At 71.5% G+C, this 13,160-nt stretch carries 7 protein-coding genes; 1 reads left to right on the top strand and 6 read right to left on the bottom strand.

The window, feature by feature from the left end:
* Positions 1 to 88: 88 nt before the first annotated feature.
* The 6 genes from amrb99_RS24935 to amrb99_RS24910 all read right to left on the bottom strand — a co-directional run bounded on the left by amrb99_RS24935 (position 89) and on the right by amrb99_RS24910 (position 10,869).
* Entirely contained in the window at positions 89 to 3,496 is a 3,408-nt protein-coding gene (locus amrb99_RS24935) for a bifunctional glycosyltransferase family 2 protein/CDP-glycerol:glycerophosphate glycerophosphotransferase (RefSeq protein ID WP_190860198.1), read from the bottom strand.
* Positions 3,497 to 3,586: 90 nt separating this feature from the next.
* Positions 3,587 to 5,821, bottom strand: coding sequence for a CDP-glycerol glycerophosphotransferase family protein (locus tag amrb99_RS24930; protein ID WP_190860270.1), 2,235 nt, complete (start codon positions 5,819 to 5,821; stop codon positions 3,587 to 3,589).
* Between the two features lie 95 nt (positions 5,822 to 5,916).
* Positions 5,917 to 7,098: an acyltransferase family protein gene (locus amrb99_RS24925; RefSeq protein WP_190860196.1), complete on the bottom strand. Its 1,182-nt coding sequence runs from the start codon at positions 7,096 to 7,098 to the stop codon at positions 5,917 to 5,919.
* 117 nt (positions 7,099 to 7,215) lie between these two features.
* Positions 7,216 to 8,421 carry an acyltransferase family protein gene (locus tag amrb99_RS24920; RefSeq protein ID WP_190860194.1) on the bottom strand — a complete coding sequence of 402 codons (1,206 nt, stop codon included), beginning with the start codon at positions 8,419 to 8,421 and terminating at the stop codon, positions 7,216 to 7,218.
* An 11-nt stretch (positions 8,422 to 8,432) separates the two neighbouring features.
* Positions 8,433 to 9,854 carry an LCP family protein gene (locus amrb99_RS24915; protein WP_190860192.1) on the bottom strand — a complete coding sequence of 474 codons (1,422 nt, stop codon included), beginning with the start codon at positions 9,852 to 9,854 and terminating at the stop codon, positions 8,433 to 8,435.
* 154 nt (positions 9,855 to 10,008) lie between these two features.
* The gene (locus amrb99_RS24910) at positions 10,009 to 10,869 is read right to left on the bottom strand and encodes a TIGR03089 family protein (protein ID WP_190860190.1); all 861 of its coding nucleotides are present in this window, start codon (positions 10,867 to 10,869) and stop codon (positions 10,009 to 10,011) included.
* Between the two features lie 107 nt (positions 10,870 to 10,976).
* Between amrb99_RS24910 and amrb99_RS24905 the strand changes: the two genes are divergently transcribed.
* Positions 10,977 to 13,025, top strand: a complete 2,049-nt coding sequence (locus tag amrb99_RS24905) for a hypothetical protein (RefSeq protein WP_190860188.1) — start codon at positions 10,977 to 10,979, stop codon at positions 13,023 to 13,025.
* The last annotated feature ends 135 nt before the right edge of the window (positions 13,026 to 13,160 follow it).

Here is a 13,160-nt window from a genome sequence, read left to right as displayed (position 1 = left end):
TGTCCGCAGCCTTCCCCGATGTCGCTTGTGCCAGGCGGGTAGCCTATCAACGCATCGATGCCGGACGGTCACGGATGGCTACAGTTGATCACCCTTGGGGCGGGAACACCCGGTCCACGGTGCGCGCCGCGGCCTTCCCGTCGTCAAGCGGGCAGAACCGCGCCACGAAGTCCTTGTACCGGTCCTGGTGCCCCGCCGTCGCCGCCTCCACGTCGCGGATCGCGTCGATCAGGTCGTCGGAGGTCTCCACCAGCGGCCCCGGCGCCTCCGCCTCGAAGTCGAAGTAGAAGCCGCGCAGCCGGTCCCGGTAGTCGGCCAGGTCGTAGGTGAAGAACAGCATCGGCCGGCCGGTGTTGGCGTAGTCGAACATCACCGACGAGTAGTCGCTGATCATCATGTCGGAGATCAGGTACAGCTCGGTGATGTCCGGGTACAGCGACACGTCCCGGACGAAGCCGTGCTCGTCCTCGGTGATGCCGTCCACCACGTTGGAGTGCAGCCGGACCAGCAGGACGTGGTCGTCGCCCAGCGCGGCGCGCGCGCGGTCCAGGTCGAGGCGCATGTCGTGCTTGTACCGGCCGCGGCTGTAGTACTGGTCGTCGCGCCACGTCGGCGCGTACAGCACGACCCGCTTGCCCTCCGGGATGCCGAGCCGCGCCCGGACCGACCTCGCGACCGCGTCCGCCTCCGGGCTGTACAGCAGGTCGTTCCGCGGGTACCCGACCTCCAGCATCTCGCCCTTGAACGCGAACGCGCGGCGGAAGATCTCCGTGCTGAACGGGTTCGGCGACAGCAGGTGGCTCCACTCCGGGACGGCCGGGCCCTCGGGCTTCTTCTCCTTGCTCTGCAGCGCCGACTTCATCCCCGGCGCGTACGCGAAGTGGACCTCCTTGACGTCCCGGCCGATCTTCTTCAGCGGGGTGCCGTGCCAGGTCTGCAGCACCACCTGGTCGGGGTGCCGCTGGAACCAGTCGCCGAGCCGGTGGTTGGTGACGATGTAGCGGGACGTCGTCACCGCCTCCTGCCACTCCTTGCCGTTCAGCCGGACGGCCTTCAGCGTGTCCGGAAGCTCGGCCTGCGCGTCGTTCACCACCCACAGCTGCTCCAGGTCGGTGCCGCGCCGCAGCAGCTCCTGGTGGATCGCCTTCGGGCTGTCGGAGAACTGCCGCCCGTTGAAGCAGGAGAACAGCACCGCGTCGCGCAGCCCCTCCCGGGCCACCCTGCGGCGCGCCTCCTCCCGGTACTTCGGGCCCGCGCTCTTCTCCTCGCCGGACACGTCGCCGGTGACCGCGATGACCAGCCGGCCGTCCTTGGTCTCCAGCGCGTAGCCGCGGCGCGCCACCTCCAGCGGCCCCGGCAGGGCGCGCTGCGCGGCGTCCGTCAGCCGGACCGTCAGGGCCCGCCCGCCCGGCGGCCGGAACAGCACGTCCCAGCGGCCCGGCCGCAGCGGCAGGATCCCCGCGACGCTCGGCACCGCCGCCGCCGGCACCTCGGCCCGCAGCGTGCCCGAGTCGTCCGGGACCAGGTCGAACGCGTGCTCCTTGCGGCGCCCGCGGCCGCGCACCACGATCTGCCCGGCCGTGTGCGCCGTGTGCGTCGCCGCCAGCGACAGGGTCCCGTCGGGGCGCCACACGCAGTCGCTCACCGACAGCCGCGTCGTCGCCCGCCGCACCCGCACGTACCCGCCGGGGCCGTGGCCCGCGCTGACCTCCAGCGCGCCGGACGTGCGCCGCGCCTCCTCCACGCCCTCGGCGAGGACGAGCGGCCGGCCGTCGGCCGACAGCGTCCAGTCGCGGGTGTCGTCGATCGCGTCGGGGTCGATGTCGACGTCCAGCGCGTCCGGGTCGACGCGCGCCGTCCACCCGCCGGGCCGCTGCGTCACCGGCACCGGGACGCGCGCGTCGCCGAGCGTCAGCACCAGCTCCGCGGGCGGGCCGCCGTCCGCCTCGACCTCGATGAGCAGCGCGGGGCCGTCCCAGCGCAGCGCCGTCGCGCGCTCCCGGACCCGCTCCACCTGCACGACGAGGTACCCGTCCACGACCTTCGGGACGACGCGCACGTCGTCGGCGACGTACCGGTAGGGCGGGTGCGCGCCCGTCCCCGAGCCGCCGCCGCGCACCGGCCCCTGCCGGAACACGCCGGCGTTCAGCACCGAGGCGTGCACCTCCCAGGTGCCCTCCGCCCAGCCGCCGCGCTCCTTCAGCTTCGCCGCGTCCAGCGCGAACTCGAAGCCGGTCCAGCCGCCGGACGCCTTGCCGGGCTTCGGGGTCTGCCGCGCCTTCATGAGGATCTTGCGGCGGCCGTTGCGCAGCGTCACCGCCTTGATCGACGTCCAGCGGCGGCGGGAGCTGACCGAGTTGATGTACGCCTCGCCGGTGACGACCAGCCGGTCGCCCTCCCAGCGCACCGCGTGCACCCGGCCCCGCATCTTGACCTCGTCGCGTGCCCGGTACACGTCGCGGGGGACGTCGAGCTTCGCGTCCTTCCAGTACGGGTACACGACGTAGCGGCGCAGCGGGTCGCGGACGATCGACGGCGAGGACTTCCCCCGCTCGTACCGGACGACCTTCACCAGCTCCATCGTGTGGCCCTCGGACGCGAGGTGCCACTTCAGCCGGGTCAGCGCGGGCGCCTCGGCGAACACCTTCGGCGACACGCCCTTGGCGTACGCCGCCGCCTGCGCGACGACCTGCTCCCGCTCCTCGCCGGACAGGTCCGGCAGGGCGTCCAGGAACATCTTCAGCTCGGTGGTGACGAGGGCGAGCTGCAGCCGCCGCAGCTCCTTGACGTCGCCGCGCTCGGCGACCCAGGACGTCGCGAGGTTCGCCGCGCCGAAGCCGTCCGCGATGTCCTGCGGCTCGGTGGTCGGCTGATGGCGCGGTCCACGGCGGTGCAGGACGGGGCCCGGCACGATGTCGACGGACTTCGCCAGGTGCACCGCCCGCACCACGACCGGCAGGTCGTCGTAGCGGCCGAGGTCGGGGAACTCCAGGCCCGCCGCGTCCCAGAACGAGCGGCGGAACAGCGACCCGACGATCCGGCGGCGGTTCAGCAGGTCCGGGCTGCGGTGCAGGTCGGTGGCCTTCCCGGGCGCCGGCGCGTCGCCGCTCGCCTTCCACTGCGACACCTGGCCCGTCCACCGGCGGGCCGCGTCGGGCCCGGTCGCGAACTCCGCCCCGGACGCCTCCAGCGCCGTCAGCAGCGAGGCGACCGCCTCCGGCGGCATCGGGTCGCCGCGGTCGGCGAAGAGCAGGAACTCGCCGCGGCTCTCGGCCACCCCCAGGTTGCGGGCCGCGCCCCGGCTCGGCGCGCCGCTGCGGACGATCCGGAACCGGTCGTCGGGCAGCTCCGCCCGCGCGGCCGTGCCCGTGCCGTCGTCCACGACCAGGACCTCCAGGTCCCGGAACGTCTGGGCCGCGAGCGAGTCCAGGGCGTCGCCGAGGTCCTCTCCCGCGCCGTGCGAGAGCACGATGACACTGATCCTGGGGGCGGTCATGCCCACTCCTTCGAGGGCTGTGCGAGCCGGAGCCGGCGGTCCGGTCGCGGACGGTCAGGAAAAAGAGTGCGGCGCCCCGGCGCGCCGCCGCTACGCCGGGCCGGACGCCGCGGAGGAGGCGCCCGCGGAGGCGTCGGGGGAGGGCGCCGCGGACGGCATCGGCGGAAGCTGCTCGCCGAGGAACACCCGGCGCACCGCCCGCTCGGCCGCGTGCCCGTCGTCCCAGGGGCAGAACCGCGCCCGGAACGCCTCCAGGTTCTTCGCCGCCGCGTCGCCCCACGCCGCCCGGGACGCGAACGCCTCGACGAGCTCGGACTCCGCGTAGGCGACGACGCCCGGCGGGAACTCGGTCAGGTCGAAGTTCACGCCCCGGGTGAGCTTGTAGGTCTCCCAGTCGTTGGCGTAGATGACGATCGGCTTGCCGAGGTTGGCGTAGTCGAACATGACCGACGAGTAGTCGGTGAGCAGCGCGTCCGAGGCGATCATCAGGTCCTCGACGGAGGGGTGCTTGGAGACGTCGATGACCTGCTCCTCGTTCCAGCCGAGGTCCGCCGCCATGTTCTTGAGCTTGTAGTAGTAGTGCGCGCGCAGCAGCAGGACGTGGTCGTCGCCGAGCTGCTCCATCACGCGGCCGATGTCGAACATCGGGGCGTAGCGGCGCTGGTAGTCGCGGTGCGTCGGCGCGTACAGGATCGCCGTCTTGCCCTCGGGGACGCCGAGCTCGTCGCGCAGCCGGGCCTGCTCCTCCGGCGTCGCGCGCACCAGCCGGTCGTTGCGCGGGTACCCGATCTCCAGCAGCTCGTACTTGCAGGGGAAGCCCCGCTCCCACGCCTCGCTCATCAGCGGGTTGGCGGACAGCAGGAAGTCCCAGCGGTCGGACCGCTCGATGAGCGCCTTGAAGTCCATGTCGGCGGCGCCGACCGGGTACTCCATCTGGTCGAGGCCCATCTTCTTCAGCGGCGTGCCGTGCTGGGTCTCCAGGTGCACCTGCCCCGGCCGCTTGACGAGGTTGTCGGGGAAGTTGACGTTGTTGACGAAGTACTTCGCGGCGGCGATCGTCCGGTAGTACTCCGCCGACCCGGCCACCACGTACTCGACGCCCTCCGGCATGGTCTTGCGCGCGCCCGGCTTCACGATCCACACGCAGCGGATGTGCGGCGCCAGCTCCCGGACCTTCTCGTAGATCGCGGCCGGGTTGCAGGAGTACCCGCGGTACCAGTAGGCGGCGAACACCGCGAGGTTCTCCTCGATCGGCAGGTGCCGCCGCATCGCGTAGTACCGCTCCTTGGCGAGCTCCTTGGAGCGGACGACGCCGCGCTTCTGCAGCTTGCGGACCTTGCGGCCGCTCTTCTTCGCCTTCGTCGTGAGCCCGGGGGTGTTGAGGCGCTCCCAGGCCCGGAAGTCGCCGCGCTCGATCGCCCGGTGCTTCTCGGCCAGGTTCGGCTCGTCGTCCGGCGGGACGTGCCCCGGCGGCTTGTAGCGGTTGTAGGTCTTGGTCATCTCGGCGAAGAACCGCGGCTTCTCCGAGGGGTACACGCGGTCGGCGCGCTCCAGGATGACCAGCAGGTGCCAGATCGTCCGGTCGAACATCAGCGGCCGGAACCGGTCCATCCTCGGGCCCAGGTGGTCCATGAACGCGAAGATGCGGTCGTACTGGTCGAAGGCGTCGAAGTGCTTGTCGCTGGCCGTCTTGGTGATCGCGCCGCTGCGGCGCTGCCGGTAGATGTAGCAGACCCGGTCGAGGAAGCTGACCCGCTCGGCGGCCATGAGGACGGGGTAGGTGATGCTGACGTCCTCGTAGTAGCCGCTGTTGAAGCGCAGCCCGTGCTCGATCATGAACTCGCGGCGGATCGCCCGGTTCCAGATCGAGGTGAACATCTCCAGCAGGCTCGGCCGGTCGGCGAGCGTGAACACCTCCGGCGCGGGCGGCTCGCGGAACAGGTGGTTGATGATGCTCCGCTTGACCCGCCCGTTCCAGTAGGACCGCGCGTAGTCGAACATCAGCACGTCGGGCCGGGTCTCGGCGAGCCGCTCGCAGATCGCCTTGACGGCGCCCTCGGTGGCGTAGTCGTCGCTGTCGAAGAACCAGACGTAGTCGCCGGTCGCCATGTCCAGCCCGACGTTGCGGGCCTCGCCGAGCCCGACGTTCTCGGTCAGATGGCGCACCTTCAGCCGCGAGTCGCGCTCGGCGTACTCGTCGAGGATCTCCCCGCAGGCGTCCGGCGAGGCGTCGTCGATCCCGATGATCTCCAGATTCGGCACGTCCGGGACGAGCAGCGAATCCAGGCACTGCCGCAGGTACCCCTGCACTTTGTGCACGGGCACGATGATGCTCAGGGAGATGTCGTATTCACTGCTCACACGAACGCCAATCAACTACTCGGTGAATCTGGATCATACCCGCATCCGGCAGGTAAATCTTATGTCCTGCCATGAGAGGGCTTGAGTAGCCATCGGCCCTTCGGCTCGATCGCCCAATGGGTGAGCCGCTGCACCGGCGCGGTCCCGAGCAGCACGCCGACGGCGAGCGCCCCCAGCGTCGCCGCGACCGCCCCGGCCGGGGTGTCGAAGAAGCGCGCGTCGAAGACGCCGCCGTAGTCCAGCGTCTTCACGATGAGGCCGTGCAGCAGGTAGACGTACATCGTCCGGGTCCCGAGCGCGGTGTACCAGGCCCGCCCGCGCGGGACGGCCGCGAGGAACGCGACGCCGAGGACGGCGGCGATCGCCATGGCCAGCAGCCGGTACCCCATGCCCTCGACCGCACCGAAGTGCATGTGCTCGTAGCCCTCGTTCCACAGCAGGACGCCCCGCTCGACCCTGGGCAGCACGGTCCCGCGCTCCCACACGTAGGCGACCGGCAGGGCGGCGGCCAGCACGGCGAACCCGGCCCAGCGCGTCCACCCGCGGCTGCGCGGGGCCTGCGCCAGCTCGGGCCTGATGGTCAGGCCGAGGACGAAGAACGGCAGCAGTGCCGCCGCCCGGCACAGCGTCGAGTCGCTGTTGAAGCTCCAGCTCCCCGCCACCAGCGCCAGCGCCACCGACACCGCCACCGGATGGCGCAGGTGCCCCCACAGCGGGGCGCTCAGCCGCCACAGCACCAGCGCGACGAGGAACCACATCAGGAACTGCGGACGGAAAAGTTCGTGCAGCCGGAATTCATTTCCCCGGATGGCGACGAGCTGCAACCGGTAAAGCACGTCGAAGATCACGTACGGAACGACCAAGGTGGGGAAAACAACCCGGAATTTGTCGGTCGACCGCATGAACCCGCGGGCGAAGTAACCGGAGACGAACACGAACACCGGCATGTGGAAGCCGTACACCAGGGTGTAGGCGGCCTCCACCGCGTGGCTGCCGTTCCGGAGGACCTCCCAGACGTGCCCGACGACGACCAGGAGGATGAGGAAGAACTTGACGTTGTCGAAGTAGGGGTCGCGCTCGCGGCGCGGAGCGGGGGGCACCGGTGCCGTCCGCGGAGCGGGCACCGGCCCGCCGTCGAGGGGCCGGCCGGGCTCCGGCGGGCGGCCCGGCTCCAGGGAGCGGCCGGGGTCGGCGGGGCGGCCCGGCTCCGGGGGGCGCGGCTGGGGGAGGGTTTCCGTCATGTCTCCGAAGGATTCATTTCGTCCGTGACAACCGTTCACGTGCGGGCAGGGCGACTCTAGTCCGCGATCGGCGGCCCTGGGGCCGGATGGGAGATTGTTCCGGTTCCGTGCCGCCGGCTAGCCCCGGCTCGGCCGGCGCAGCGGCGTGAACACCCAGGTCATCTTGGGCTCCAGCGCCCAGCTCATGGTCCGGCGGACCGGGGGAGAGCACAGGAACGTCCCGACGACGACGGCGCCGCAGATCACCGCGACGACCCCGCCCGGCGTGTGCATCCAGTCCGCGCCCCACCAGCCGGTGAAGTTCAGCAGCCGGGTGACGAAGCCGTGCAGCAGGTAGCAGTACAGCGTCGTCGAGCCCAGCGCGGTGAACCAGTACCGCTTGCGCGGAATGAGCGTCAGGAACGCGGCGACCAGCACGGTGGCGGACGCGAACATCGCCAGCCGCATCAGGGTGCCCTTGAAGTCGCCGACGCCCAGCTTGAAGTGCGGGTCCTTCCAGAAGATCCAGCTGACCGACATGTGCTTCATCACCAGGTAGGAGCACGCCAGCCCGATGACGAGCACGACCGCCCCGATGGGGCGCGCGATCGGCTTCTTCAGCAGTTCGAAGTGCTCGGGCCTGAGCTTCAGCCCGAGGACGTAGAACGGCAGCAGCCCGAACACCCGGTGGATGTCGAAGGTGCTGCCGAGGTCGCTCATGTACGACAGCAGGGCGAACCCCATCGCGACGGCCAGCGGCCACCGGATCTGCTGCCACACCGGGGTGGACAGCCGCCACAGGAACAGCGCGCACAGGAACCACGTCAGGTAGTACGGGCTCAGCAGGCTGATCTCCAGGTCGTGGCGGCCCGCCAGCCAGTCGTACAGCGAGTACGCGACCTCGAACACCACGTACGGGACGCCGACGTTGGTGATGAGCTTGCGGGCCTTGCCCGGGGAGAACGTCCAGTTCCGCGAGAAGTAGCCGGTGATCACGATGAACAGCGGCATGTGGAACATGTAGATGAAGATGTACAGGCCCTTGGCCATCGGGACGTTCTGCAGGTTGGCGATCGAGTGGCCCGACACCACCAGCAGGATCGCGAAGTACTTCGCGTTGTCGAAGTACGGGTCCCGCTCCTTGCGCGGCTTCGGCGGCGAGGAGATCCGGACCGGCCCGGCCGCCTGGCGCTCGCCGCCCGGGGCGGCGGGCGCCGCCGGGTCGGGACGGGGGTCGGGGACGGCCGGCGCGCGCTGATCGTCCGGTGTTCGCTGGTCGGCCGCCGTCCAGGCGGCGCCGTGCGGTCCCGTCTCGGCCTCCGAGGGCCTGCTGGTGTACGTCATGGCCGGCCGGTTCAAGCCCCCTTGCAGATGTCGTCGTTGGCGCGGATCTCGCCCTGCTGCTTGGGGATGCCCCCCTTGGCGTTCTTGAGGGCCGTCCAGTTCGAGCCGACGACCAGGTCGACCACGCCGGGCGTGCCGCCGGTGGTCCGTGCCGCCGGGGCGGGGTTGCTCGGGATCAGCGCGGTGAGCGTCTGAGCCTGCTGGTCCGCCCCGGAACCGTACAGCACCTTGGTGGCGCTCGTCTTGGCGGCGTTGCCGCCGACCGTCACCTGGAAGCCCTGGGCCTCCAGGTCGGAGGCGACGCGGCTGGCCTGCCCGGCGATGCCGCTGCCGTTGTAGACGCGCACCCGCACCTGGTCGGGCTGGATCTTGGGGGCGGCCGACTTGCTCTCCGTCGGCACCGTCTTGTCGTTGCGGATCGCGGCGAAGAACGGCTGTGCGGCGGAGTTGAGCACGACCCGGTTCGGGTCGGACGGGTCGGGGCCGTTGGGCGCGGTGACGAAGCGCAGCTTGCCCGAGGTCATGCCCTGCATGCCCTGGGCGATCTTGAGCATGACCTGCGAGGTCAGCTCCTTGTCGGTGGTGAGCGACTTGGTCGCCGCGTTCATCAGCGGGATCAGCTTGGTCGGGTTGCTCAGCACCCCGGCGCTCATGGCCTTGTTCGCCAGCGCGCCCATGAACTTCTGCTGCCGCTTGATGCGGTCGAGGTCGGAGCCGTCGCCGAGGCCGTGCCGGACGCGCACGTAGGCGAGCGCGGTGGAGCCCTTGATGACGTGCCTGCCGCGGGTCAGGTGCAGCTTGGACTTGGGGTCGTTCACGTCCTTCGGCAGGCAGACCGGGACGCCGCCGACCGCGCTGGTGATGGCCTTGAACCCGGTGAAGTCGACCTGCATGAAGTGGTCGATGCGGATGTCGGACAGGCCCTCGATCGTCTTCATGACGCAGGCGGCGCCGCCGATGGTGAAGGCGGAGTTGATCTGCGCCTTCGGCTGGTCGGGCGACATGCCGCCGGCGTGGGTCTTGCACGGCGGGATGTGCACGATCAGGTCGCGCGGGAAGCTGATGCCCATCGCCTGGCTGCCGCCGGGGGACAGGTGGAGGAGGATCATCGTGTCCGAGCGCGGCGGGTCGTTCTTCATCGACCGGCCGTAGCTGGCGTTGGCGCCCGCGCGGGTGTCGGACCCCAGCAGCAGGATGTTCATCGCGCTGTTCAGCTTCTTCGGCCGGTTGGGGCCGATCGCCGAGTTGACGTCCTCGTGGTTGATGTTGCCCATCGCGCTGCGGTACAGGCCGTACGCCGTGAGGGAGCCGGCCACCATGACCGCCGACAGTCCGACGCACACCCAGCCGAGGATGCGCCAGCCGCGTCGACGCGGCGCCGGCTGCGGATCGGCGTCGTCGACGTACTCCATGTACATCGGGTTGCTGTTCATCGGCTCCGTGTCCGGGGGGCGCGGCCCGCTTTCAGGGGGTCGGTCGGCTTGGTCTGCTCTGCTCGAACGGTCTGTTCTGCTGGAACTGTCCGGTACTGCTGTGACGGGGCTGGCCGTGGCTCGGTTGACAAAGCGCGGGCAAAGAGAGCGTAGGTCAGCCGAGCCGGCGGACGGACCCGGATGCGTCGTTCCATCCGGGCAGTCCGGCCACCGCCGTCACATGCTCCAAGGTCAAGCGTCGATCTAGGGCGGCTTTGTCAAAGTTTCGTTGGATTATGACGGAAGCACCTGAGGCTAGTGGTGCGACCAGGCCCGCCATAACCCCGTCGAGGGTGGTGAACGGCATGTCGACCAGCACGCGCGAGGACGCGTCCAGCTCCCATTTCGCGGCGGCCGCGCGCGCCGCCGCCACCAGCTCCGCACCCGTCAATGTGGTCTTTGTCACATCCAGCGCGGGCAGTCCGGGGGTCACCTCGGGGCCCGGCGCGAACCGGTCGCCGTACGACCGGACCTCGGCCGCGTAGTCGGTGACGCCGACCGGGCAGTCCCCCAGCGGCCCGCCGAGCGGGTGCAGCGAGAGCCCGACGATCTCCTCCGCCTCGCCGTCCACACGCGGGTCCGCCAGCACCACGTCCAGCACCTCCTCGGCCGCCGCCAGGATGTACGGCCCGGACGCCTCCAGCGGTTCGGCCCCCGCCGCGTCGCGCTCCAGCACCGTCGCCGGGTCGACCGGCTCGGCCACGAGCCCCGCCGACCAGCAGGCCATCAGCCACACGGCGGTCTGCCAGTGCGGCGGCAGCGCCAGCACGACACGCCCGCCCGGCTCCGCCGCCAGCCCGTCCACCAGGAAGTTCGCGGTCTTGGCCACCCAGTTGTCGAACGTCCGCGCGGACAGCTCGACGCGCTCGCCCTTCGCGTCGTCGTAGTAGGTGACGAGCGGGCGGGACGGGTCGTCGGCCAGCCGACGCCGCAGCAGTTCGGCGGGTCCGGGCACGGCGGGTTCGCGGTGGCTCATGGGGCGAGCGTAGAGCCCCGTGACCGGCCGGGACTCGCAGACCGGCCGTTCCCGCTACGCTCCGCACCGATGAATGACCACGGATCGGACGAGCACGGGGCGGGTTCATGAACGCGGGTCGGCTGCTCGCCCGGATCACCGTGGCGCCGGCGCTGCTCGTCGCGGCATTGCTCGTGGTGGGCCTTCCGCTGCTGATGGGCGGGGTGTTCCGGCCGGGACCGGCGATCCTGCTGTGGGTGCCGGTCGCCGCGGCGGCGCTCTGGCTCGGCCTCCGGCGGCGGCCCCGCGACCCGGCCGCCGAACAGGCCGCAGAGGGCCCGCTCGGCCCCGCCCCGTGGTGGTCGGCGGCCGGCGTGATCGCGGTCGCCGTCGCGTTCCTGGTGTTCGAGGCGCTGATGTCCTCCGAACAGATCATCGTCCGCCGCGACCCCGCCTCCTACGTGCAGTTCGCGACCTGGCTCCAGGACCACGGCTCGCTGCCGATCCCGCGGATGCTCTGGGCCTTCGGCGGCGGCGACCCCGCGCTGCGCTTCGACAGCCCCGCCTTCTACGAGCACGGCGGCTCGGTCGTCCCGCAGTTCATGGCGGGCCTGCCGATGATCCTCGCGCTCGGCGGCTGGGCGGGCGGCACGCACGGGATGCTGCTGATGGCGCCGCTGCTCGGCGCCTGCAGCGTGCTGGCGTTCGGCGGCCTCGCCGCGCGGCTCGTCGGCCCGCGCTGGGCGCCCGCCGCGGCACTGCTGCTGGCGCTGACCCTGCCGATGCTGTGGGTGTCGCGGTCCACCTTCAGCGAGCCGCCGGCGCTGATCCTGCTGCTCGGCGGGCTTTCGCTGCTGCACGACGCCCGCACGGAGCGGCCCCGCGCGGCCATGGCGAAGGCGTTCCTCGGCGGCCTCGCGCTCGGGCTGATCGTGCTCGTCCGGATCGACGGGATCCGCGACATCCTGCCCGCCGTGGTGTACGCGGGGCTCCTCGTCGCGCGCCGGCGCCGCAGCGGCTACGCCCTCGCCGGCGGGCTCGCGCTCGGCGCCGCCGCCGGGCTCGTCGAGGGCTACCTGAAGTCCCGCCCCTACCTGGACTACCTGCACGCCTCGCTGAACCCGCTGCTGATGATCTCCGGCGCGATCGTGGCCGGCACCGCGCTGCTGGCCGTCGCGCTCCGCTGGAACGTGACGGGCCGCCGGCTGCGGGCGGCCGGGGCGGCGCTCGGGCGCGGCCGGCTGCCCGGCGCCGCCGCGATCCTCACCGTGCTGGTGATGGTCGCGTTCGCCGTCCGGCCGCTGGTGCAGACCGTGCGCCGCGTCCCGACCAACACCGACGACCGGCTGAACGCCCAGTTCATCGAGGCCGTCCAGAAGCTCGACCACCTGCCGCTGGACGGCACCCGGCAGTACTCGGAGCTGTCGCTGTACTGGGTCGTCTGGTACATCGGCATCCCCGCGCTGCTGCTCGCCACGTTCGGCGCCGCGCTGCTCGTGCGGCGGCTCATGCGCCGCCAGTCGCCGGAATGGCTGCTGCCCTACGCGGTGATCGTGTGGACGACCGTCCAGGTGCTGATCAGGCCCGGCATCACCCCGGACCACCCATGGGCGTCCCGCCGGCTGATCGGCCTGGTCATCCCCGGGCTGCTCCTGTTCACGGTGTTCGCGGCGGCGTGGATCACCAAGCGGCTGCGGCGGCTCGGCTACTCGCGGAAGGCCGTGCGGGTGACGGCCGTCACGGGCGTCCTGCTGATGCTGGTGCCGATCGTCATCACGTCCGCCGCGTACATGGTGGGACGGACCGACCAGAAGGAGGTCGGCGCCGTCGACGCGATGTGCGACCGGATCGGCCCGGGTCGCTCCGTCGTGGTCGTCGAGGTCGGCACCGCCGACCGCTTCCTCCAGGTCCTGCGCGGGATGTGCGGGGTGCCCGCCGCGCGGGCCGCCACGTTCGCCGCGCCGCCCGACGTCCGCCGCGTCATCGGGAAGATCGGCGACGCCGGACGGCGCCCGGTGGTCATGGGGTCCAAGCCCGAGCAGGTGGCGCCGTACGGCCGCCCCCGCCAGATCATGCGGCTGCGCTCCCGGCAGGACGGGCGCACGCTCGACGAGCCGCCGGGCGGGTCCTGGGGCCTCGCCATCGACGTGTGGATCGCCGAGCCGACGGCCCCCTGACGCGCCCCTCCCCGGGGCGCCGCCACCCGCTGTTCACGCGCCGTGTCCGCCGGTGAGTCGGCCGGGGTGCGCCGTTGCGAGTATTCTCGCGGTGCGTGAGTACCCAGCCCGCCGAGCCCGCGCAGCGGCCCGCGC

This window comes from Actinomadura sp. RB99 (assembly GCF_014706005.1).
In the GTDB taxonomy this organism is placed as follows: Bacteria; Actinomycetota; Actinomycetes; order Streptosporangiales; family Streptosporangiaceae; genus Spirillospora.
Note: the sequence above shows the minus strand (reverse complement) of the source record. Positions and strands in the feature narration are given on the sequence as shown.